24 protein-coding genes and 1 pseudogene are annotated in these 22399 nt (G+C 56.6%); 13 read left to right on the top strand and 12 right to left on the bottom strand.

Features of this window, described 5'->3' with window-relative positions; genetic code table 11:
- Window positions 1–227 precede the first annotated feature (227 nt).
- Window positions 228–998, bottom strand: coding sequence for a M23 family metallopeptidase (locus tag I6I72_RS02795; RefSeq protein ID WP_049152317.1), 771 nt, complete (start codon window positions 996–998; stop codon window positions 228–230).
- 478 nt (window positions 999–1476) lie between these two features.
- Here I6I72_RS02795 and I6I72_RS02790 point away from each other — a divergent pair, with 478 nt between their 5' ends.
- From I6I72_RS02790 to purH, 3 genes are read left to right on the top strand one after another with little or no spacing between them, the layout of a single operon-like run.
- A complete protein-coding gene (locus I6I72_RS02790; RefSeq protein ID WP_053085022.1) occupies window positions 1477–3219 on the top strand; it encodes a cell division protein PerM in 1743 nt (580 codons plus the stop codon).
- Between the two features lie 10 nt (window positions 3220–3229).
- The gene (purN, locus tag I6I72_RS02785) at window positions 3230–3859 is read left to right on the top strand and encodes a phosphoribosylglycinamide formyltransferase (protein ID WP_005530186.1); all 630 of its coding nucleotides are present in this window, start codon (window positions 3230–3232) and stop codon (window positions 3857–3859) included.
- 27 nt (window positions 3860–3886) lie between these two features.
- Entirely contained in the window at window positions 3887–5425 is a 1539-nt protein-coding gene (purH, locus tag I6I72_RS02780; protein ID WP_005530183.1) for a bifunctional phosphoribosylaminoimidazolecarboxamide formyltransferase/IMP cyclohydrolase, read from the top strand.
- Window positions 5426–5515: 90 nt separating this feature from the next.
- Here the strand turns inward: purH and I6I72_RS02775 are convergent, their stop codons facing one another.
- Complete coding sequence (locus tag I6I72_RS02775) at window positions 5516–5719, bottom strand: hypothetical protein (protein ID WP_049147544.1); 204 nt, start codon at window positions 5717–5719, stop codon at window positions 5516–5518.
- Between the two features lie 420 nt (window positions 5720–6139).
- On the opposite strand from I6I72_RS02775, the gene I6I72_RS02770 reads away from it, so the two are divergent.
- Entirely contained in the window at window positions 6140–6931 is a 792-nt protein-coding gene (locus I6I72_RS02770; RefSeq protein ID WP_053085021.1) for a hypothetical protein, read from the top strand.
- A gap of 131 nt (window positions 6932–7062) precedes the next feature.
- A complete protein-coding gene (locus I6I72_RS02765) occupies window positions 7063–7893 on the top strand; it encodes a serine hydrolase (RefSeq protein WP_236592656.1) in 831 nt (276 codons plus the stop codon).
- On the opposite strand, the gene I6I72_RS02760 is transcribed toward I6I72_RS02765, so the two are convergent.
- Window positions 7890–8678, bottom strand: a complete 789-nt coding sequence (locus I6I72_RS02760; RefSeq protein ID WP_046646342.1) for a hypothetical protein — start codon at window positions 8676–8678, stop codon at window positions 7890–7892. The genes I6I72_RS02765 and I6I72_RS02760 overlap by 4 nt on opposite strands.
- A 176-nt stretch (window positions 8679–8854) precedes the next feature.
- Here I6I72_RS02760 and I6I72_RS02755 point away from each other — a divergent pair, with 176 nt between their 5' ends.
- The 3 genes from I6I72_RS02755 (at window position 8855) to I6I72_RS02745 (ending at window position 11593) form a co-directional block, all read left to right on the top strand.
- Window positions 8855–10159: a serine/threonine-protein kinase gene (locus I6I72_RS02755; protein WP_005530171.1), complete on the top strand. Its 1305-nt coding sequence runs from the start codon at window positions 8855–8857 to the stop codon at window positions 10157–10159.
- Between the two features lie 81 nt (window positions 10160–10240).
- Window positions 10241–10912 carry a hypothetical protein gene (locus tag I6I72_RS02750; protein WP_049062801.1) on the top strand — a complete coding sequence of 224 codons (672 nt, stop codon included), beginning with the start codon at window positions 10241–10243 and terminating at the stop codon, window positions 10910–10912.
- Window positions 10913–10984: 72 nt separating this feature from the next.
- Window positions 10985–11593: a hypothetical protein gene (locus I6I72_RS02745; RefSeq protein ID WP_049062802.1), complete on the top strand. Its 609-nt coding sequence runs from the start codon at window positions 10985–10987 to the stop codon at window positions 11591–11593.
- A gap of 35 nt (window positions 11594–11628) precedes the next feature.
- Here I6I72_RS02745 and I6I72_RS02740 read toward each other — a convergent pair whose 3' ends face one another.
- The 3 genes from I6I72_RS02740 to I6I72_RS02730 all read right to left on the bottom strand — a co-directional run bounded on the left by I6I72_RS02740 (window position 11629) and on the right by I6I72_RS02730 (window position 14913).
- Window positions 11629–12348: a TetR/AcrR family transcriptional regulator gene (locus tag I6I72_RS02740; protein WP_005530165.1), complete on the bottom strand. Its 720-nt coding sequence runs from the start codon at window positions 12346–12348 to the stop codon at window positions 11629–11631.
- A gap of 83 nt (window positions 12349–12431) precedes the next feature.
- A complete protein-coding gene (locus tag I6I72_RS02735; RefSeq protein ID WP_046646347.1) occupies window positions 12432–13223 on the bottom strand; it encodes a hypothetical protein in 792 nt (263 codons plus the stop codon).
- Between the two features lie 190 nt (window positions 13224–13413).
- Window positions 13414–14913: an integrase core domain-containing protein gene (locus I6I72_RS02730; RefSeq protein ID WP_046646292.1), complete on the bottom strand. Its 1500-nt coding sequence runs from the start codon at window positions 14911–14913 to the stop codon at window positions 13414–13416.
- Between the two features lie 170 nt (window positions 14914–15083).
- Here I6I72_RS02730 and I6I72_RS02725 point away from each other — a divergent pair.
- A pseudogene (locus tag I6I72_RS02725) lies at window positions 15084–16311 on the top strand (IS3 family transposase).
- 304 nt (window positions 16312–16615) lie between these two features.
- Here the strand turns inward: I6I72_RS02725 and rpsR are convergent.
- From rpsR to rpmB, 4 genes are read right to left on the bottom strand one after another with little or no spacing between them, the layout of a single operon-like run.
- On the bottom strand, window positions 16616–16864 hold the full coding sequence (gene rpsR, locus I6I72_RS02720; RefSeq protein ID WP_034657238.1) for a 30S ribosomal protein S18: 249 nt from the start codon (window positions 16862–16864) through the stop codon (window positions 16616–16618).
- 21 nt (window positions 16865–16885) lie between these two features.
- A complete protein-coding gene (gene rpsN / locus I6I72_RS02715) occupies window positions 16886–17191 on the bottom strand; it encodes a 30S ribosomal protein S14 (RefSeq protein ID WP_005530158.1) in 306 nt (101 codons plus the stop codon).
- A gap of 3 nt (window positions 17192–17194) precedes the next feature.
- Window positions 17195–17359, bottom strand: a complete 165-nt coding sequence (gene rpmG / locus I6I72_RS02710; RefSeq protein WP_005530156.1) for a 50S ribosomal protein L33 — start codon at window positions 17357–17359, stop codon at window positions 17195–17197.
- A gap of 2 nt (window positions 17360–17361) precedes the next feature.
- The gene (gene rpmB / locus I6I72_RS02705) at window positions 17362–17598 is read right to left on the bottom strand and encodes a 50S ribosomal protein L28 (protein ID WP_005530153.1); all 237 of its coding nucleotides are present in this window, start codon (window positions 17596–17598) and stop codon (window positions 17362–17364) included.
- A gap of 619 nt (window positions 17599–18217) precedes the next feature.
- On the opposite strand from rpmB, the gene I6I72_RS02700 reads away from it, so the two are divergent.
- From I6I72_RS02700 to I6I72_RS02685, 4 genes are all read left to right on the top strand, one after another.
- The gene (locus I6I72_RS02700; RefSeq protein ID WP_005530151.1) at window positions 18218–18487 is read left to right on the top strand and encodes a type B 50S ribosomal protein L31; all 270 of its coding nucleotides are present in this window, start codon (window positions 18218–18220) and stop codon (window positions 18485–18487) included.
- Between the two features lie 15 nt (window positions 18488–18502).
- Window positions 18503–18676 carry a 50S ribosomal protein L32 gene (rpmF, locus tag I6I72_RS02695; RefSeq protein ID WP_005530148.1) on the top strand — a complete coding sequence of 58 codons (174 nt, stop codon included), beginning with the start codon at window positions 18503–18505 and terminating at the stop codon, window positions 18674–18676.
- 217 nt (window positions 18677–18893) lie between these two features.
- Window positions 18894–19592: a response regulator transcription factor gene (locus I6I72_RS02690; RefSeq protein ID WP_005530146.1), complete on the top strand. Its 699-nt coding sequence runs from the start codon at window positions 18894–18896 to the stop codon at window positions 19590–19592.
- Window positions 19589–19876 (top strand): hypothetical protein, encoded by a 288-nt coding sequence (locus tag I6I72_RS02685; protein WP_201807419.1) that lies wholly within the window; start codon window positions 19589–19591, stop codon window positions 19874–19876. Before I6I72_RS02690 ends, I6I72_RS02685 begins: the two co-directional genes overlap by 4 nt.
- Window positions 19877–19992: 116 nt before the next feature.
- On the opposite strand, the gene I6I72_RS02680 is transcribed toward I6I72_RS02685, so the two are convergent.
- Complete coding sequence (locus I6I72_RS02680) at window positions 19993–20760, bottom strand: ATP-binding protein (RefSeq protein ID WP_049062347.1); 768 nt, start codon at window positions 20758–20760, stop codon at window positions 19993–19995.
- Between the two features lie 6 nt (window positions 20761–20766).
- Complete coding sequence (gene istA / locus I6I72_RS02675; protein WP_201806769.1) at window positions 20767–22389, bottom strand: IS21 family transposase; 1623 nt, start codon at window positions 22387–22389, stop codon at window positions 20767–20769.
- Window positions 22390–22399 lie beyond the last annotated feature (10 nt).

The raw sequence follows: 22399 nt of genomic DNA, 5'->3' as shown, positions 1-22399 counted from the left end.
ACAAACTCGGGTTTCAGAATTTTTGAAACGAGGGTGGAAGGGGGCTTTTTCCAAGTATTTCGCTGTAGTTGAAAGACATTCTCTAAAAGAGATCTATTTCATGGCAGAGAAAAGACAAAGAAAGCGGCTGAAAGCTTAAAAATGGCAATGAAGCTAAGTGCCTCATTGCCATTACGAGATTAAGGGAAGGGGTGGGAAAAGAAGAAACTTTGGGGGCTTGAGCGGTCTTAGGAGATAACGATGCCGCGCTCAGCGAACCAAGAGATTGGGTCAACTGCGCCCTGGCCTGCAGGGTGGATTTCGAAGTGCAGGTGGGAACCGGTGGAGAAACCGAGGGAGCCCATGCCGGCGATCTTCTGGCCAGCGTGGACGCGCTCACCAACAGCAACGTCGAGGGTCTGCATGTGGCCGTAAACGGTCATGGAGCCATCGTCGTGCTGAATGCGGATCCACTGGCCGTAGCCGGAAGCTGGGCCGGAATCGATGACGGTGCCGTCCATAGCGGCGAGGATTGGGGTACCGACAGCGTTAGCGATGTCGATGCCAGAGTGGAAAGAGCCCCAACGTGGGCCAAAGCCGGAGGTGAAGGCGCCTTCTGCTGGGCGGGCTACGGACGGAGCGCGAGAAGCCTCGTCAGCGGCGGTGCGAGCTTCGGAAGCCTGAATTGCCTTGTTGAGCTGCTCGGTGAGGTCAGTGACCGGTTTAGCCTCAGCTACAGCGAGGATCTGTGGGGTAGCGGCTGCCACGGCATCAGCTGCCGCTTTGGCACCGTTCTGAACGTTCTCGAGGGCGTCAGACTCGTTAGCCAAGTTGTAGTCAACAGTCTGTGTCTTGGTGCCAGCATCTTCTGCCTGAAGGTTTGCAGCTGCTGCGCCACCAACGCCTGCGGTGGACACTGCTCCTGCAGCGATGGTCACCAGGGCTAGGCGACCCTTCGCCGTCTGCGAGGTGGTGATCTTGCGGTGACGGCCTGCGCTCCGCTGAGTCTTGCTTCGCATGAATTCTTCTTCCATTATCTTCACAATCACCCAATCGCACCCGCAATAAAATCAGTCAAAGTTTCGCGTTACAGCTTTGGGAGGTTGGTTATGCGATTGTGACCTTCCTGTTACCAACGAGATGTAAGAGTAGCGTCTCGAAAAAGTAACAGCAACCCGTTCTTTGGATTTTTCGGGAAAGTCGGTGAAATTCGCAGGAAATAGCAGAAAAATTTTGGATCACATTTGGCTCCATCAGCTGCTATTTGTCGGGGGTGGAAATAAATCGTCACTTGGAAGAGTCGCACTGTGTGTCTCTTCTTTCCTTTCCTTATATATAGGATATATAGGCCTATTGCGCATCTCATGATTTTCATGAGAGTTTTGGCGTCTTAAAACCAGGCGAAAGCGCTGCCTTCTTGTAGAGGGTTAAAGGATTTGCGTACCTTGTCGTCGTGCCAACCTTATAACCGCCTGGTGCCGTGGCAAAGTGGAGCCGATGAACAAAAACACCAGCCCTCAAACGCGGTCGGCCTCCCGCTCGCGCGCGCAAGTGCGCGGGCGGGGTGGAACCGCTAGTTCTAAATCCGCTGCGCGCGTTGCCAGCAAGGTCGGCTCGCAGGCACGAGCGCGCCGCGCCACTGCGCCGACCACGATGGCCGGGCGCATTCGCCGCATGCTCTGGACCGTGGCTATCCCCAATGTCGTCGTTGTCCTCATCGTGCTTTCGGTAACACTGGCTGCGTTGTTGTTGACCAGCTCGCCGCTGGCGTGGCTGCCCACCATCGTCGCGGAATCGTTGATGGTCTTTAATCTCGCGCCTGTATCGGCAGGAGGCATTGAGCTCTCTGTCATGCCTTTGCTGCCCGCGGGGCTTCTCGCTTTTGTGGTGGGGCATAGGGTGCGCCAGGCCATCAAGCACAAGGTGAGCATCAACGATCTCCTTGTGCTGCTGGCGTGCGTGGTGGTGGTCCCATTGGTTCTGACGATCATCGCGTGGCTGATGCTGTGGGACGCGGGCAAGGTTTATGACGTTTCCCCGCCGAACTTCTTCGCCGTTCTGCCACGCATGTTGCTGCTACACCTTGTGGCCTTGGCGGGCGGCATGGGCCCACGCTTGTGGAAGGCGCTGGCGAAGCGATTCGGTTTTCCGCGCATGCTTGTCGACGCCGCGGTTACCGCCCTGCGTTACCTTGGCGCGCTAAGTGCGGTCGCCGCGTTAGTTTTTGTCATCGTGGGGATCGTGGGTTGGTCCCGCCAAGGGCAGTTGATGGATTCTTACCCGGCAATCGACGGTGTGGGAACGTTCCTTCTGTATTGCCTGAGCCTGCTTTACTTGCCCAATGCGATCGTGGGGACTAGTGGCGTCCTTGCTGGCTCCGAATTCCAGTTTGGCCCTGAGAGCAGCGTGAGCTTGTTTAGTATCCACATGGTGCCTTTGCCACCGCTGCCTATCGTCGGCGTGGTTCCGGGGGCTGTGTCCTCGTGGGCAATCGGTTTGTTGACGCTGCCCATCTGCGCGGCCATTGTGGTGGTCTGGCGGGCACGCCGTCACGTGAGCTTTGCTTTCGCGGCTGCAGCGACTGTGTTCGTTGCTCTCTTTACTCTGATTGCAAGCTACTTTGTGACTGGCACCCTCGGTACATATGGTGCGACCGGTCTGAACATCTGGTCCACTACCGGGCTGGTGGCACTGTGGTTCGCGGCCATTGCGTTCGCCTTTGCTTGTGCCTTTGCGATCGGCGCATGGCATGCTTCCCGCAGCGCTTCTGCTTCTGCAGCCGCAGCTGCTGATGAAGCAGAAGAGGCTGCAGGGGAAGCGGCCCTGACTGATGGTGACACCACTGGGGTCGACGCTGGGGCTGACGCTGGGGCTGAAGCTGCGGCCAGTGCAGCGCCCGACGACGTCGTGAATGCGGACGTAGTGGACGCAGAGATAGAGGAATCTGATGCCAGTGATACCGGTGATGCAGGGAAAGCCGAAGGTGATGACGATGCTGAAGAAACAGAAGATATAAAGGAAAGCACGGTTGGCGAAGCGGGAGCCTCCTCCTCGGAGACTGAAGAGGCTGCGGGGGAACCTGTGGAAGAGGCTGCGGAGGAGCCGGCAGACGAGCAGCCGAACCAAGCCCAGGGCGACGTGGACGTAAGCAAGGAAGGCGCCGAAGCCGTAGAGGAAGATCTTGAAGTAGTGGAGGGAGAAATCGTCGAAGAATTCCCGCAAAAGGGGTCAAAGGACTAGGCTAAGTGCCGTGACTTCACAGCATCAGCCACAAGGTGAAAACGCCCGTAACTCCCGTCCGAATGAAATCGTGGTTCTGGTTTCCGGAACCGGCTCACTCCTGCAAGCCATCATCGATGCACAGGATGAGAACTATCGTGTGGTCAAGGTCGTCGCTGACGTGCTTTGCCAGGGAATCGAGCGCGCCCAAGCCGCAGGCATTGCCGCAGAAGTAGTGGAGATGGGCCAAGACCGCGCCGAATGGAATAAGCGTCTGGTTGCCGCAGTGGATGCTGCGCAACCAGACATTGTTGTTTCAGCTGGTTTCATGAAGATCCTGGGCGCAGACTTCCTGTCCCGCTTTGAGGGTCGCACCATCAACACCCACCCAGCACTGTTGCCATCCTTCAAGGGCGCCCACGGCGTCCGCGACGCATTGGCATACGGAGTGAAGGTCACAGGTTCCACCGTCCACTTTGTCGATGCCGGCGTAGACACCGGTCGCATCATCGCGCAGGAACCCGTAGCGGTCCGCGCTGACGATGATGAGGCCAGCCTGCACGAACGCATCAAGGTGGTCGAACGCCAACTCATTGTTAAGGTCCTGCGTTCCGCCCAGGTTTCCCAGGAATCCGACAAAACCATTTCGATTCAGCTCTAAAACTTTTAGGAAGGCTTTCTCCGCACTATGAGCGATGACCGTAAGCAAATCAAGCGCGCCCTGATCAGCGTCTACGACAAGACCGGACTCGAGGACCTTGCTCGTTCCCTCGACGCAGCTGGCGTTGAGATTGTTTCCACCGGTTCCACCGCTGCCAAGATCGCAGACCTTGGCATCAACGTCACCCCAGTGGAGAAGCTCACCGGCTTCCCAGAGTGCCTCGAAGGCCGCGTGAAGACGCTGCACCCGAAGGTCCACGCTGGAATCCTGGCTGATACCCGCAAGTCGGATCACCTCGCGCAGCTCGAGGAGCTGGGCGTCGAGGCTTTCCAGTTGGTTGTTGTAAACCTGTACCCATTCCGTGAGACCGTTGCCTCCGGCGCTGACTTCGATGGTTGCGTTGAGCAGATCGACATCGGAGGCCCATCCATGGTCCGCGCTGCTGCGAAGAACCACCCATCCGTGGCCATCGTTGTGGACCCGGCTCGTTACGGCGACGTCGCTGAAGCTGCCAAGAACGGTGGCTTCTCCCTCGAGGAGCGCCGCGCTCTTGCTCGCGACGCCTTCCTGCATACCGCTGACTACGACGCGGCCGTCTCCGCATGGTTCGTGGACCAGCTCACCGAGGGCGGCGCCACCACGACGCTGCGCTACGGCGAGAACTCCCACCAAAAGGCCACCGTTACCCGCGATGGCTCCGGTAAGGGCCTGGCTAACGCGCAGCAACTGAACGGCAAGGAGATGTCCTACAACAACTACCAGGATGCTGACGCCGCGTGGCGCGCCGCCTGGGATCATGAGCGTCCGTGTGTTGCCATCATCAAGCACGCCAACCCGTGCGGTATCGCCGTGTCTGATGAGTCCATCGCTGCGGCACACCGCGCCGCGCATGCGTGCGACCCGCTCTCCGCATTCGGCGGCGTCATCGCCGTCAACCGCGAGGTCTCTGTCGAGATGGCCAAGCAGGTCAAGGACATCTTCACCGAGGTTATCGTCGCTCCGTCCTACGAGGATAGCGCCGTGGATATCCTTAAGGAGAAGAAGAACCTCCGCATCCTCGTTGCCGAGCACGAGGCTCCAGCAGAGGAAATCAAGCACATCTCCGGCGGCGTTCTGTGCCAGGAGCCGGATACTTACCAGGCCGAGGGCGATAATCCGGAGAACTGGACGCTGGCCTGCGGCGAGCCGCTCAACGACGCTGACCTCGCTGAGCTTGAGTTCGCATGGCGCTCCGTCCGCTCTGTGAAGTCCAACGCCATCCTGCTGTCCAAGAACAACGCCTCCGTGGGCGTGGGCATGGGCCAGGTCAACCGCGTTGACTCCGCCAAGCTCGCCGTCGAGCGCGCTAACGCCCTAGCCGAGGATGGCGCCGAGCGCGCACGCGGCTCGTTTGCCGCCTCCGACGCATTCTTTCCGTTCGCAGATGGCCTGGAGGTTCTCCTCAACGCTGGTGTCAAGGCTGTTGTGCAGCCAGGCGGTTCCATCCGTGACGAAGAAGTCATCGAGGCCGCTAAGAAGGCTGGCGTAACGATGTACCTCACCGGTACCCGTCACTTCTTCCACTAATTCGCTATCGCGAATTAGTGGGTTGCGCCGCTAATTAGGCGCAGCGCTAATTAGCTGAGGGGCCGGGCAGTTTATGGTTGCTGGGCCCCTTTAGACGTTTTCGGATGGAACGTCGCTCATGGTCGTTGGCGCAGTTGAGGTTGGCGTCGACACCGTGTCTGCTGGGGCGTCTGGAGTGTCTTTTGACAGCAGAAAATATGCCGCGGCGCCTAAGACAATGGAGAGGAAGAGGAAGGCGGCAATCAGACCTAGGATTGCGCCGCTAATCAATCCTTTGCCGTTGTGCGCTGGCATTTGCGCGCCGAAGTTATTAGGTTGCGTAGCCGATGGTGGGTGCGTGGGGTTTGTACCGGGGGCAAAAGATCCGGAACCAAATTGTGGCGATGATTGTGGCGCAGAAAACTGTGGGTAGCCAAACTGGGGCGATGAATTAGGACGCGAGTTATTAGGCTGCGAGCCGAAACCTGGATAGTTCGTCATAGGGATTTCTAAAACGGCCTTTCCTCAACAAAGACGGTGGCGAATCACATAAGCAGTGATAGCAATAGTGACAATGTAACCGAAGATTTGGGTACTTCACCTACTGCCAAGGAAATTTCCTCAGATCCGCCTACTTCGGGGGAGTTCGGCAAAAAATTAGCTGGTCGAAGGGCACGCGTGTGTCATAATCAGAAATCTAAGTAATTACCGTATCCCTGCATAGAGGAGACCGTTTTGTCTGGCGAAAACAATGGCTTTGGCCCCCACCAAGGCGCAAACGAAGCACCCAATACCAACCCTTGGGCAATACAGTCAGACGGGCAGAACGCGGCGGATCAACCACAACAGCAATTCCCGCAAGGCTACTCAGAGCAGGGGTACCCGCCGCAGGACAACGGCCAATACGGGCAGTCCAACATGGGTTCACCATTTGTTGGTGACTCCGCGCCGTACTATGCGCAAGGCGGATACGGTCAGCAGTATGGTCCTGAGTATGGTTCTGCGGATTACAGCCAGGCGGCGCTGGTGTACCAAGAAAAGCAGTCGAGCGGTACGAGGTGGGCAATCATTGCTCTCATTGTGCTTGCCGTCATCGCGCTCTGCGCTGCTTTGGCATTTTTCCTTCTTAAGAGCGGCAGCGATGAGAAGAACACCAGCCCGATGCTGACAACCTCTGCAGCAACAACCACCGAGGCGCCACCAACCGAAGAAGCGGCCAAGGTTCCGAAACGCCCAGCGTATCCCTCGCTTCCGGCCGGTGCGGTGGCCGCAAACGAGGCAGCTATGTCTGGAGCTGCGGGCGGAGACCTGAACAACGTCTACCGTGATTCCACGATGACCTCTCCTGAGTTCGCGCGCGCCGTCCGCGATGCATACGTAGAGCATTACCTATCTACCAAGGAATATAACGCGGTCATCACCGCGTATAGCCCGGTTACTGGCATCACCTACACGATGGATTGCCGTGACAACGGCGAATATGTCACCTGCACGGGCGGCAACAACGCCATTGTGTACATCGTTTAATCAGCTTCGGCAGAGAGACAGGACCTAACTAGATGAAGAAAAAGAACCTGTGCGGCCTAGGCCTTCTATGCGTGGCTTTGACTGCAAGCGCCTGCACTATCGGTGATGTGGAGGAAAGAGCGGAAGTGAGCATGACTACCAGCACGGATGTGGACCCACGCCCCACTTTGAGCGGGCAGACGATGGTGCCCGATGCAGATGCTAAAGGCGATGATGGAAAGTCTGACAAGGACCCAGCTCCTGCTCCAGCGGGGGAGAACGTCCAGGAAGCACTGCAGAAGATCGTCCAAGACGTGGAAAGCAAGTACGGCGGTACCGCAGGAATTGCCGTTGCTGGTCAAGACAAGATCTATAGCGCTGGTATTTCTGAACCGCGAGCCGCATGGTCTACCTCGAAGGTGCCGGTGGCCATTGCCGCAGAGCGCGCTGGTTCGGCAGATCCTTCGATGATTTCTCAGGCCATTACCTATTCCGATAATGCAGCCGCAGAAAATCTCTGGCAATCCCTTGGTGGAGGACAGTCCGCAGCTAGTGCTGCGAGCGCGGTTCTGGCTGAAACGGGGCTAGACGTACAGGTACAGCCCACGATTACGCGTCCGGGGTTCTCCGCTTTCGGACAGACCCAATGGACAGTTGCTGATCAAGCGCGCTTTATGGGGCAGTTGGGTTGTATCGCACAGGGCAGCGGGGTGCTCACTGCTATGGCTTCCTCTGATCCTGCCCAAAGCTATGGCTTAGGCAGTCTCGATAATTCATCTTTTAAGGGCGGTTGGGGCCCAGATACTTCGGGCGCCTATGAAGCACGGCAGATGGGCACGGTAGAGCTCAGTGGCGAGAAGATTGCAGTTGCTATTTACGCGACGTCGCCAAGCGGCGCCTATGGCTCGGCGCAACAAATGCTCAGTGCATTGGCCACCGAATTCGCAGGTACAAAGGTTAAGTGGCCTAAAGCGGCTTGCTAGTTGGCGCTCCAGACGGTGCTGAACTGGCCGGTGTCTCGCTGGCTGTAGTCAGAAGAGGTGCTGTCTGGGACGATTGTGAACTCGCTGCCATTAATCAGCAGCTGGCTGACGTTGTTGAATGTAGCGGTGTAGGAGGTGCCGCTTCCCGAGGCAGTGCCAACGGCTGGGCCGCTGGACCAACTGCCGCGGTAGACCAAGCCGGAGCCTTCGTCACAGATGACGATGTGTGCTGATGGTGCGGACTTCTTGGCTGCGTACACGGCCTCGCCGCCGTCGCACTGCGCGCCGGGGATTCCGTCCCAGCCTTTGGCGCTAAGCCCTGCCGGATAATCCTCGCGCTGCGTGGCGGTGTGGGTTTGCTGGCGCGGCTGCTGCCTGTGCTGATAGCGCGGCGAATTATTCTGCGCCGGGGAAGAAGAAACCTGGGTAGGCGTTGGACCAGACTCGGTTTCTTCCGTGTTCGTGACGGGTTCTTCCGCAACCTCCGTCGACGGCGGTGCTGGAGCGACAGGTGGCTGCTGAGCCTCGTCGCTCTTATCCACCCAGACCACGCCGCCGCCAATCAGCATGGCCAGGATGACTGCCAAGATGCATAGGATCGGAACCCAGTTTCGCGAGGGCTGCGCGGCGGGCGCTGTAAAACCCCTCGGCTGCGTCGACTGGTAGCGGACATTTGGGTTGGTAAAGGGATTCTGCTCGCCAAATCGGGATTGCGACTGCGCGCCCGAGTACATATTCGGGGGCAGCGAAGGGTAGTGATTTGGGCCTTGGTTAGGGTTGGTCATTGTATCCTTCGGCAAAGTAATCGGCGATAGGAAATAACTGCAGGCAGAAACTATTCGATGCTTGAGTAGTTAGCACTAGCGTCTGTCTTCTACGAGCGGATATGCTACCCCATAAGCGGGGTAGATAGGGTGATTCTGAAGATCTGCATTTGCATCGGGTGTGATGAAATATACGCGTGAATGATTCCCGTGTAGTGAGTTGGCTGGAGCGTCAAGGATACGTAAACGTCCGGCGCATCGGGGGCGGCGGCATGGGAACCGTCTTCGCAGCCACCGATATTGATCTAGGGCGCAACGTTGCAATCAAGACGGTGTTGCCGGAGCTACACAACGAAGAAGGGCTCAAGCGCTTCCACAATGAAATGAAGGCGCTGGCGGCCATCCATAGCTCCTATGTCACGCACATAAATAAGAAGCTGGCCGATAACGAGGGCAATCTTGGCTTCGAGATGGAGCTTTTCGAAGGCGGCACGTTGGAAGAGCTCATCCGTGAACGTCGCCATAATAACGAGCCGGGATTTAGCATCAGCGACGTCGTCAAGTACTTGCGCCCCGTGGCCAAAGCACTGGACCAGATGCATTCGATGCGCCCGGATGGGTGGATTCACAGGGATGTAAAACCGGCCAATATCTTGCTACGCCGCCGGCCCACCGATAGCGGTTATAGCGTTCTGAGCGACTTCGGTATCGCGATCTCGGAGGGGCAGTCGCGCCTGACTGCTATCGGTAACGTCATCGGAACCGAAAACTACTCCTCGCCGGAAAGTAACTCCCGTGACTACAGCGGGCAAGAAGCATCCTTTTCAGGTGATAACTATGCGCTAGCACTCATCGCGTTTGAGATGCTGACCATGTATCACCTTAAAGAGATGATGCCGGATTCTGCCTGGCGTGCAAAGCGCACAGTCCCGGGGATGGGCACCCCGGCTATCATGGCACGGCTTGATCCACAGGCGGCAATGGCCACTCAGCAGATTGATGCAGTGATGGAACGGGCACTGGATAACACTCCGTATAAGCGTTTCCCAGAAGCCTGCCAGTTCATTGACGCATTGGAGGCCTGTGGAAAAGGTGGAGCCGAACTTAATGCGCGATCCGCAGTTCCAGAAAGCCAAGCAACCAACTATCCGGCAAGCGGCCAGCTTCCCGCCATGGGCTTTGGAATGGGCAGCGCGCATAACCTCGCCGGAGGTGCGCAGAATTGGAGCAACCCCGCGATGGGTTCGGTGCCTTCTTATGGCGGTTCTAGTAATGCGCCGTTTAGATCAGGAATCAATCCGGGCGCGTCTATGCCCTCAGCGCGCCCCGTTCAGTCTGCGCAACTGCCTCAGCAGGTTCAATCTGCTCGGCCGGCACAGCCTGCTCGGCCGGCGCAGCTCGCGCGGCCGCAGAAGGACAACAACAATGCGTTGATGATTACAGCGACGATTCTCATCATCCTTGCTATTGCCGTCACTACGATTGCGCTAGTAACCAGTTAACTTTCGCGCTTGTAGATATTAGTATGGACTTTTGAAAAATCCCCCTATCCATCTATCCTCAACTTCGAAAGCGTCTCATCTATGCAGCCCAATGCCAGCTCGCCGGCAAACTCTGGACCATGGCTTCAGATCAATGATTTGGTCGGGCAGATACACCGGATGGGCCCGGGAGACGAGCTCATAGTAGGCCGTGCTGGTGACTTTGTAGTAGGCGCTGAGGATTTGGACCTGCACCGCCAGCTATTCCAGCTGTGGTACTCCGGTCAAGGCTGGATGCTCGCCAACGTGGGCCGCCATATTCCTCTTTATATAAGCCAGCGCAATGTTCGCTCGCATTCGCGCATCGAGGTCGGTCCGCGCGGCTTGTCGCCCATTCCGCCAGGGCCGACCGCCGTAACATTCACCACGCCAGATTGCGTGTATGAGATTCACATCGACGTTCAAAACAATGACATGGTTCGTCGCACCCCGCGTCCACTGGATGAAAGCAGGGGCCAGACGCGTACCCGCCACGTACCGAATGACGAGCAGGAGCTGTTGCTGCGTCAACTGGCAAGTTGCCTTCGCGCGCCGGGCGCCACGGATGCCAATATCCCCACAATCCGCGAGCTAGCGCAGGCGCTTGGCTGGACTGAGAAGAAGACCAATCAGAAGATCGACCGTCTGATTGAGAACCTGAAAGAAGATGGGGAAGCGGTATATAAGCCCTATAAGAACTGCTTGGCTCACTATGCGGTTCAGCGCTATCGTTAAGTGCTAGGAAGACTAGCGCACCTAGCATCTAGAGTATTTCTCGTATCGACACTGAAAAAGAAAGCGCACACTATGACTTATCCGTATCCGCAGCAAAAAGATAAGTCTGGCGTGGTGCCTATCGTCGTCGGAATCGTCATTCTCGTCGCAATCGTGGCCGCCGCTGCATTCTTCTTGCTCGGGCGTGGCGGCGAGAAAACTGAGCAGACTGCGCAGCAGGAATTTAAGCCGGTGGAATCAACTGCCGCTACGGCAGAGACGACTTCCGCAGCGTCTAGCACCAAAGAAAGCCCAAGCCCGTCCGTAGTAACCGTGACGGAAACAGCGCCTAACCCGGAAGAGCATTACGACCACGGGCGCGATAAGTCCACGGTTAGTGGCGGCATTTTAACTGACCGTGGCTGGTCCGGAAGCTATGCCTCATGCACCGCGGGCGAGGACCTCATCCTTGCCGGCACCAGTGATGACGGCAAGGTCGTTGTCTGCGGCAACTCGGGCGGCGCTACCTACCGTTCCGATATGTTCGGTGGCACCTTGGAGCTGCCCGCCGAAGGTCACGAAGGCACCTACCAGGTTGATGCCTATCCTTCTTCCATCGTGGTCAATGCTGACGGTCTGCGCGTCTACCAAGACAACGTGGCCGTAGAAAGCGTCACCTGGAACGACTACTGGCAGCGATAGGTGCTTGCTTGGCAGCACCACGCTGCACACACTAATTAATTGCTGGACTTCTTCTTACGATCCGCGGCAGCAGCAGCGGCAGAGGAGATGGAGTCGTGGCGGTTCTTGAGCAGCTCAAGAGTGGTCTCTTCTGCGTTGTCCGGAACCTTTGCACCGAGAACGGCTAGCGCGGCGTCGGCAAGCATGGCGGCAGTTTCTGGAACCCGCTGCGATGCGTCGAAAGGAGGCGTGCCATTATTTGGGCGCATCTCGATCACAGAGAGTGCGATGTGGAAGGGGAGCTCGATGCGGGGGTCATCCTTGCCAACGATGGAGGCGGCGATAGCGCGGAAGTGGCCTTGGAGGGCGTCACGTTGCTCGTGATACTCCGAGAACTCCGGAGAATTTGCCACCGGCAGCTGGTAGAGGCGGCCGACGTTCCAAGCGCTGGTCAACAGCAGTCGCGACTCGGCAGCGACCAGAGACCACAGGCGTTGTTCTGCGGATGCATCGGAAGCCGCGAGTTCTTCAGCGAGTTCCAAAGAAGGTTCGATGGTCGAGTTCAGGAGGGTCAAGAAGATTTCCGTCTTGGATGGGAAATGATAATACAACGAGGCCTGACGGATGCCGACCGCATCAGCGATCTGGTGCGTCGAGGTCGTAGCAAAGCCCTGCGTGGTGAAGAGCTCGGATGATGCATCGAGGATTTCTTCACGGGCAGTCGCTCCACGGCGGCGCGGGCTGTTCTTGCGCGGCCTACCTACAGTTCCAGCCATATGGTAGGACGCCTCCTTTCGTTGGAATGAATGTTAATTCATAAAGCCAGTTAAGTGTACTCGCTAGTATGCGAAGCAACTAATTATTTGGTGATTGGGTGATATTCGGGGTGCCGTTGAGTGATGGACTCAAAAATCGCGGAGACAGTTCGGCATGCCGAACCATAGGCGGTGCGGTCCAAGGGCGGCAGATCTTCCAAGACAGCGCTGTGGCTGTCGACGCCGTCGCGCCACCTGCGCAGCTCCAATGCAATGCCTGTGCCCCAGGAAAGACTTAAGGCCTCAGCCTCGGAGGCTTCGAGCCACTCTCGCTCCACGCCGATTGCTAAGCGGTCTGGGGTGGGGCGTGGGGCGGGTGCTGCCCAGCGAGCGATGGCCGCAATGGGGGCGAGTAGACCTGCCTGCACATCCACAGGTGCATTTCTGTCGGGCAAACCATCTACGAGGCGCAGTGCCGGCGGGCGTTGGTCCAGTGCAGCGCTGAGGAGCTCGGCCTCGCTGCCCGCGCCTAGTGGAAGACCGGCGTCGGCACGACTAGCCGTTGATTCGGCTACAGAAGAGCCTTTGAGTCCGGCATCGCTGATGATGGACTCTAGTTCAGAATCATCACCTAGCCAAGTGACAACCATCGAGGGCAGTGCGTCACCGCGAGCAGCCGGGCCAGATAGGCGGACTGGGCTGGAAACGCCAGGGGAGCGGACGATGTCAGTAATAACACGCGAGAACCAGGCAGCCAGCTCAAGCTCGTCTGCGCGGTGATCGAGCGAGTTGCGCAACAGGTCCTGGGCCTCAGCTAGAAGACCGCGGGCTGTGGCAGGGGATTGGCAGTGCGCAGCCAACTCGCTGAGATCAGCCAGTGATTGGTGCAGTGGCATGCGATGAAGTGAAGCGTCCTAGGTTTAGTTCCTACCTCAGCTAAGGATGTTATGTCCATGGGCTTTTTGGACACGGAGTCCAGTAGCTTTTTGGGCTAGGAGTCCAATGACTTTTTGGACGTGGAGTCTCCCTGCTTTTTGGGCAGGGAGTCTTTGGTGTTTTTGGACAGTCTCTAGCTCGTCTTACCGGTTATGGTTTCTTTCGTCTCGACGGGCGCGGACGCGACAGGATTGGTTTGATCTCTGGTGGCCGGCGGTGCCACATTCCTTCGACATGCCCGATGTTGATCTGTCCGCCGGCTGGACGCTCAAGTAGCTTGATGGGCAGTGGGAATGAAAACAGTGCTTCACCATCATGATCAGTGAAGAACTCAGCGGTGTCATCGGTAACGTGGCTGTATATGAGCCGGTTTTTAAACCGGAGTCCTACATAGAATCCATAGCCCAGGATGCGCACCACTCCGCTTTTGTTGATCCACAGTGTGTCGGGGATACCCCAGGCGTTGCTTGACTGGGCGGATAGACCGTCTACGGTGGGACTGATGGTAGGAGATGATTCTTGCTGGATTGGTTCGTTATCGTCATCGATGGTTGTGGGAGAAGCTGCAACTTCTCCCACAACCGGCGCCATCGCCTCTTTAACCCCATTCTCGATACGATGCTCGTGGTGTATCGCGCTTTCTGAGTGTGTATCCCGGTATGACTTCACAATCTTGGCCCACAGCACATCCGGGTCAATGGGTTGTGTTGGGGATTGAGCGTGGGCGAAGTGCTCACGGGCTTGGGCTGGAGTGATGTGCATTTTGCCGACTAGCAGGCCTTGATGGCGGCGCCTGGTGTTGTAAAACTCGCGGTAGTCGTCCAACAGCTGTTTGACGTGCTGAAGTGTTGTAGGTTGGCGTGCATCGAGAAACTTGGTCATGGTTTGATGCGAGCGTTCATCTTTGCCTTGGGTTTGCGGGCCAAAACCTGCAATGGACCAGATACCTTGGGCGGCGAGCCAGCGCTCGGTATCGGACAACCGGCCCCGGTGATAGGTGGCGAAAGCTTCACCGTTATCGGTCAAAAGTTCCTGCGGGCGACCATACGTTTCTATTGCTGCGGCCAAGGTAGTGCGAGCATCGAATCCGTTTTCTTTGGCGGCGAAGGCTTGTGAGCCCAGATCAAACCGGCTGGCATCATCAACCAGCTGGTAGATAGTGATCTGGGTATGTGGAGTGTCAAAGAGTCGGTAGACAAACCCGTCGAGTTGCCACAGCTCATCGACTTTATCGCGTGCCCAGCGTTTAAAGCTTTTACGAGGACGTTTACGGGCATTGGCCTCAGCAACACCAGCTTCGTGGAGCCAAAGCGCAATCGTAGACCGTGCCGGTGGGTGCTCTAAACCAAGGTCATCAATGAGGTAGTAATAGATTGACCACGGGCCATAGTCCCGTCCCTGGGCCTTGAGCACTGATCGAGCTGTGATGACTTTCTGACGAAGGTGATCATCGTAGATTCTGGCTGGGGAATGCGGGGCGGTGGAGTCAGGCAGGATGCCTGCACGGCCGCGTTGTTCAACGCGGCGTTTGATGTTGGCATAGGTTTGGCGAGATACGCCAATATCCTTGCAGAATTGGGTGACGGTTCGTCCGTCTCTTACTGGGTCGAAGTCCGCTATTTTCTTGCGGAGATGGGTTGAAATAGCCATCTTGGTATTCCAACCCACCGACTGTCCAAAAAGTCTTGAGACATCACGACAAGGAAGTCTTTGGACTCCGTGACCAAAAACTATCTGGACTCCCCGTCCAAAAAGCCATTAGACTCCGTGACCAAAAACTCCATAGACATCACATACCTCAGCTAAGGAAGGATTGAACTATGCCTAGAAAGTATTCCGTCGAGTTCAAGGAGAAGGCGGTCCATCAGATCATCGAAATGGTCCGCCTGGAGTCTTGCTCACTGCAACGCGCCTACACGGAGGTCGGCGAGCTCCTTGGAGTATCTCACCACACGTTGCGGGCTTGGTACCGTGACAGCGCTTCAGTACGTGATGACTCTGACGCTTCAGGCGGCGAGACAATGGAAGAAGAGCTTGGGGCGTCTGCGCCGTGAAAACCGCGAACTAAAACGCGCAAACGGGATTCTTAAGACAGCTTCGGCTTTTTTCGCAGCGGAACTCGACCGATCCACGACCAAATGATCTCCTACATCGACACGTATAAAGATCAGTTTGGGGCCCGGGCCCATCTGCCGAGTCCTTAAACAAGCAGATCGTGGATTCATTACTTCACGCGGCTACCGCAAGGCGACCACTCGTGTTCCCAGCGCAAGGGCCTTAAGCGATAGCCTGCTCATCCCAGAAATACAGCGTGTTCACGCGGAGAATTTCTCGGTCTACGGAATCCGCAAAATGTGGCACGCGATGAACCGTGAAGGCTTTCATATCGGCCGCGACAAGACTGCACGCCTGATGAAGCTAGCAGGTGTTTCTGGCCGCAGACGTGGGCGAACCCCTGTGACAACGATTAGCCCGAAGGCACCGGATCATCGCCCAGACCTTGTCCGCCGAAACTTCCGTGCGCAGGCACCAGGCAGGCTTTGGGTTGCCGACATTACCTACGTTCGCACCCTGTCAGCATTCGCCTATACCGCGTTTGTCGTGGATGTATTTAGCCGAAAAATTGTTGGTGTTGCTACACGCTCGACGATGCGTACCGATGCGCTGCCCATGGAAGCTTTGGAGCATGCGTTAACGACTGCAGGGCGAATCCATGGAAACCAGTTAATTCACCATAGTGATCGGGGCAGCCAGTACGTGTCACTGAAGTATTCCACCGCGCTAGCCGAATCCGGAATCCGTCCGAGTGTGGGAACAGTCGGCGATTCTTATGACAATGCTCTAGCCGAAACAGTCAATGGTCTCTACAAGGCTGAACTGATTCATGCCCGGGGCCCGTGGACGTCGGTCGGAGAAGTCGAATTGGCCACCTTGCGGTGGGTGCATTGGTGGAACACCAAGCGGCTTCATGAAGCTTTGGACTACGCTACCCCACAGGAAGTAGAAACCGAGTACTATCTCACCGAGCCCATCAACACGGGGCCGTAAAAGAAGCGGAACTAAACCCAGGACGCTTCAAAGAGCCCTTTCAATGTAATCGGTTGTTGGATAGAACCAATCTATCACTCACTCGAAAGGGGCTGATGGCAGAATCTGTAATTATTGCCCTTTTGCATGGTGCTAAGTAAGGCATTGGCCTCAATGCGTGCCGGTTAAAACGAACAAATGAAAACAAACAAAACCGCCTAGCCTTCAACGAGAATTGTTGAAAGCCAAGCGGCTTTGTAGGTTCTTTTACCGTGTCACACTTGCCAGCGGCAAAAGTGCGCTGTTGAGAAACCCAGCTACTGATTTAGCGGGCGGTGAACGGCAGGAGAGCCATTTCGCGTGCGTTCTTCACAGCGGTAGCGACTTGGCGCTGCTGCTGTGGGGTAAGACCGGTTACGCGACGGGAACGGATCTTGCCACGGTCGGAGATGAACAGACGCAGGGTCTTAACATCTTTATAGTCGACAGTCTCGATACCCTCAGCCTTCAGCGGGTTCTTCTTCGGGCGACGAGTCTGTTCCATGCGGAACTTCTTTTGGTTATTGCGCTTGATAGCCATTGTGCAATTACCCCTTTACCAGCTGGACTTACGAACGCCTGGCAGCTCACCACGGTGAGCCATGCCGCGCATACGGACACGGGACAGGCCGAACTTACGGAGGTAACCACGTGGGCGGCCGTCGGCTGCGTCGCGGTTACGGATGCGGGAGCGGGAAGCATCGCGCGGCTGACGGTTCAGCTCGAACTGTGCATCCAGACGCTCCTCGTCCGGGGTGTTCGGGTTCTTGATGATGGCCTTGAGCTCAGCGCGACGCTCCGCGTAGCGGGCGACGATTTCCTTGCGCTGCTCGTTCTTGGCGATCTTCGACTTCTTAGCCATAGATTATCGCTCCTCGCGGAATTCGACGTGCTTGCGGACGATCGGATCGAACTTCATCAAAGAGATGCGATCCGGATTGTTGCGCTTGTTCTTACGGGTCACGTAGGTGTAACCGGTGCCCGCTGTGGACTTCAGCTTGATGATTGGACGGATGTCATTACGTGCCATCTTTAGATCTTCTCCCCACGTGCGCGAATCTTGGCGACGACGGACTCGATGCCATCGCGGTCAATGATCTTGATGCCCTTTGTAGAGACATTCAGGGTGATGGTACGGCCCTCGGAGGGCAGGTAGTAGCGACGACGCTGCACATTGGGGTTCCAACGGCGCGAAGTACGGCGGTGCGAGTGCGAGACCTGCTTGCCGAATTCCGGCTTGCGGCCCGTTACCTGGCAAATAGCCGACATGGGTCTTCTTTCTCCTAGCCGCCCACATCGTGGCTACTGACGGTTATGCCTATCTGCGGTGAGGCGCAGCGCTCGGAAAGTGAGGTTGAGCTTGGAGGGCAAGACCGTCAAACACCAGTAGACGGGGCGTAAAACGTATACTTTGACAACAGCAAGGGGAAATCTTACAGCCCAAAGCGCGAATTACCTAATCGCCCCTGTGGCTACCGGATTGCGGTGCGCCGGAGGTTTCTTTCGGCTCGGAGCTTGGGCTTTAGCATTGTTAACGGGTGTGGTTGATGTGAATAATCGGCTTTGTAACACTCACTAGTTGTTAGCACCGAATCGTTTCCACTCGTTTCAACATCTCTTTTAGGACACGGTTTTCATCTTTTTGGGACACGGTTTTGGGGACACGATCCGGGGTTTGGGAAAGTTGCTGGTCGGGTGTAATATGTTCCGAGTTGTCGACGTCTGCGCCCAGCAGGGGCGGAGGAGTTGACGCCGTTTATTAATCTGCACATCCCAACTCGGGCACGATCTGCGCCGCCGATTACTGTAAGTAAGTTGCAAGTTTTAGGGCTTTGCCAGGCAAAAGAGCGTAGAACCGACCCGTAGTTTCAACCCTGAGGGAATAAATATGAAGAAGGATATCCACCCGGATTACCACCCGGTGGTCTTCAAGGATGCCGGTACCGGCCACTCGTTCTTGACCAAGTCCACTGCTACTTCCGACCGCACTGTTGAGTGGGAAGATGGCAACGAGTACCCGCTGATCGTCGTTGACGTGACCGCTGAGTCCCACCCGTTCTGGACTGGTGCACAGCGCGTTATGGATACCGCAGGCCGCGTTGAGAAGTTCAACCAGCGCTTCGGTGCCATGGCTCGTCGCAAGAAGAAGAACGCGTAAGGAGGATAGAAGAAAATGGCAACTCCTAAGTTCAAGATGTCCCGTGCGAACACCCGTGCACGCCGCTCCCAGTGGAAGGCTGACAACGTCGCCCTCCAGGAAGTCACCATCGATGGCCAGACCGTGCGCATCCCGCGTCGTCTCGTCAAGGCTGCAAAGCTCGGCCTGGTTGACGTAGAGCAGTTCTAATTTGGAGTAATCCTATATAAAGGAACACTTTGAATTTCGAGCCCGCGCAATTTAGCAGATTAAATGCTAAATCGTGCGGGCTTTTATTGTGCCCATTTACTCTGACCTTTCTTCGTCGCTTCAGGCGGGGTATCACCTTGCGTTGCTTTGCGGGAGTGTATGGGGAGCATATGGCCTACGTTTCGAAAATCCCACAAAATAGTTCATAATTAAATCTATGAAAATTCTTGTCGTAGATGATGAGCAAGCCGTGCGTGAATCGCTTCGGCGTTCTCTCAGATTTAATGGCTACGATGTCCTGATTGCTAGCGATGGTGTTGAAGCTGTCGAGACCGTTCGTAGTGAAAACCCTGAGCTCTTGATCCTCGACGTAATGATGCCCAACATGGACGGGCTCGAGGTGTGCCGTACGCTGCGTAGCGAAGGCTGGGACCGTTCGATTTTGGTTCTGACAGCACGCGATGGTGTCTCTGACCGTGTCGCAGGTCTCGATGCTGGTGCTGATGATTACCTGCCAAAGCCTTTTGCGCTTGAGGAGCTTTTGGCTCGCGTGCGTTCTTTGGTTCGCCGCGCTGCTGCTAATTCGATTGGCGTAAAGACAGCATCCAAAACCCAGCTCTCCTTTGAGGATCTGCATCTCAATGCAGATACCCGCGAGGTTAAACGTGGCGAGCGTGCGATCTCTTTGACCCGCACGGAATTTGCGCTTCTGCAGCTGTTGATGGAAAGTCCCCGCAAGGTTCTTTCACGAAACACCATCCTCGAAGAGGTGTGGGGATATGACTTCCCTAGCTCCGGAAATGCGCTCGAGGTATACATCGGCTACTTGCGTAAGAAGACTGAAGGGGGCGGTGAGTCTCGCCTAATCCATACCGTGCGCGGCGTCGGTTACGTGCTTAGGGAGAACAGAACGTGATTCTGAGGAAGCCCACGCCAGGCGTGGAGGCTTCCGATCAAGAACAACCGTCCCCAGTCTCCGAGATTGCTGGGAGTAGGGGAAGTTGGGCTTCTCGGGCGCCACTGCGGTGGCGCCTTTCGCTCGTTACTGGCCTAGTGGTGGCTGTGTCTGTTGCCTTAATGACGCTGGTGACCTATTGGACTGTGTCAACCTCGTTAACGGCGACCGTCGACAAGCAGCTTGCGCAGCAGGCCGACGTCTTGATCCAACAAAGCCAGGACCCGCGTGCTGAGCGCGGGTAGTTGGTACCGCGGTTACGGCTCCGTGGTACTGCCTGTTTCCGGTTAGTTGGTACCACCGCCGGGGGTTGACCGGCGAGAGCCCAGAAGCGAAGTCGGGTTTCGCCGGTCAGTGAAGGTTAGCTGTCTACGGTTGTCTGAGCGTGCGCGAGGTGTTGGCGCATGTCGTAGTCGCCGAGTTCGATGCGCTGTCCGGCGTTGAGTCTGCTGACCAGTGAGTCTGCTCCGACGGGGTCAGGGAGTTTCTTTATCCAGTAGGCCGCAGTTGTTTGGGAGACGATGATGGTCGGCAGTCTTCCGTCGCGGTCGAATATGATCTTGGTTAGGTCTTCTTGTCCGCGCTGGTTGATTCCTATCGTTAGGAAATCATCAAGGATGAGTACATCAATGTTTTGTAGCCTGCGCATTTTAGCTACGTAGCGTTCATCTGCCGGCGGGAAGGCCGCTAATTCATCGACGAGCTGATCCAGTCGGTAGTAGGCGACGCTGTATTCGGCCTGGCAGGCAGCAATACCGATAGCGCAGGCGATGTAGGTTTTACCTGCACCGGTCGGTGCCAGGACGTGCACATTGGAAGGTTCGTCGCGCCAGGGTGTTGCGGCCAGTCGTTTGAGCTGGCGTAGATTCAACCTTCGTTCATCGGGGTTGATCAGCTCGGCGAGTGTTGCTCCCGGATAGCGGAATTTGGCTTGGGCTATGGCTTTGACGATGTTGGTTTGCCGACGCTTGGCTGCGGTTTCTTCCACTGCCTTTAAGAAGATCTCCTCTGGTAGAGCGGTGTTGGCGTCATCGGCAGCGGCCAGGTCGAAGAAGATATCGGCGAAGGTCGACAGACGCAGTTTACGCAGTGTAGCGCGCATGTCGTCGTCAAGATTGATGGTGGTCATGGTGGTCTAGGCCTCCTTCTTCGAGGTCGCGGTTGGGGTGTCGTAGTAGCTGGCGGGGCGCAGGAACACTGCATCAGGGATGGCGGTGATATCTACAGTGCGCGACTGGCCTTGATCGACCTGGACTGCTGGCGTTTGGTTAAGGGTGTGACCGTTGCGGGCGATGTCGGCTTGAATCCGTGCAATGACCTGCATGTTGGGTGCCAGGTTATGGTCGATGACTTGCTGGCAGGCAGGCTCTAGCGTGGTCTTGTTGTGCTTGTTTCCCAGCTTGACGAGTACGTTGCGGGCGGTATGCAGTCCGCGGGGTATGGCTTTGGCGTTGCGGTCCAAGATTGATAAGACAACCTTGGTGGTTGCCGGCCCAAACGACGAGGCCCGAGCAAGCAGCTCGTTGCGGGTAAGAGGTTTGATCCCAGCGATATCCTTGTCCGGGGTATGTGCCGGATCGGTGCAATAGCGGTACTTGAACCCGTGCATGCGCGAGTGTTCTGCAACCAGCTCGTCACCGTCGAAGATGCTGACCAGGCTGTTGGTCAGCCGTGCCCGCAGAGTCTTGCCGATGTACTGAAACGGCACCGAGTAGTACTGGTAATCGCAGCAGATATGCCAGTTACGGTCGACTTTGACAGCCCGCCAGGACACTTCCGTAAACGGAGTATCCGGCAAGTCACGCATCATGGGTGCTTCATCCGCATCAAATAGCTCCCTGCGAGTGAGCCCATCAGGCCTAGGCATGTTCATGTTGATGTCGTCGACGCGCTGGGCGATAGTCTCGTTGAGCTCATCGAGGCTGTAGAAGGTCATCCCGTCGAAGTAGCCGAGGATGCGCGTGTAGACGAGTTGGACGGCACGTTCCACAGCAGCTTTATCCCGAGGTTTTCCAGGCCGGGCTGGCACGAGGAGGATGTCGTAGTAGTCGGCGAAGTCGGCGTAGCGTTCTTGGATGCGCCGGCCGGGCTTGTTCTTCACCGGACGGTAGGTCGCGGTCGGTGCGTTATCGGGCACGATGATGCCAGGACGTTTGCCGAGGTAGTCCAAGGCTTTCACATGGCAGGAAATCCAGTTGTCCATCTTCTCGTTAGCTGTTGCTGTCACAAACAGCAGTGAAGAATACGGGCAGATGGCCACGAATAAGCTGGCTTTCATGCCGACGTCGCCGGTGGCTTTATCGATGATGGAAACCTTGTCGCCGGCCCAGTCGACGTAGAGTTCCTGGCCTGGCTCGTGTTCGATAATCGAGGTCATTCCAGAGGTGCGGATGTGGGTGCGCAGTCGTTCGCAGAACTGGGAGTACTGATACTTCGACTCACCTTCACCAGCAGGTGCAGCAACGTAGTCCATCCACAGCTTGTGGCGAGTGAGATGCGTGTTGTTGGCAAGGCGCTTGGCGAGCTTTTCAAAGTCTGGCTGGTCGTAGCGCTTGCGACGGGCCCCACGGTGGTCGCTGAAGTGCTCGTCGAAGAATGATGGATCCAGCTGAGCAAACGACTCCTTAGTGATGCCGTGGTCAGCGATGAGTGTCTTGACTTTGGCGATATCGCGTCTAGAACAGCCAAGCGCTGCTGCGATAGCGGAGTAGGTTGCCCCATCTAGACACAGTGCCATGATGTCTTTGAAGTTGGCCATGAAAGGCCCT

Source organism: Corynebacterium striatum, assembly GCF_016728105.1.
In the GTDB taxonomy this organism is placed as follows: domain Bacteria; phylum Actinomycetota; class Actinomycetes; order Mycobacteriales; family Mycobacteriaceae; genus Corynebacterium; species Corynebacterium striatum.
Note: the sequence above shows the minus strand (reverse complement) of the source record. Positions and strands in the feature narration are given on the sequence as shown.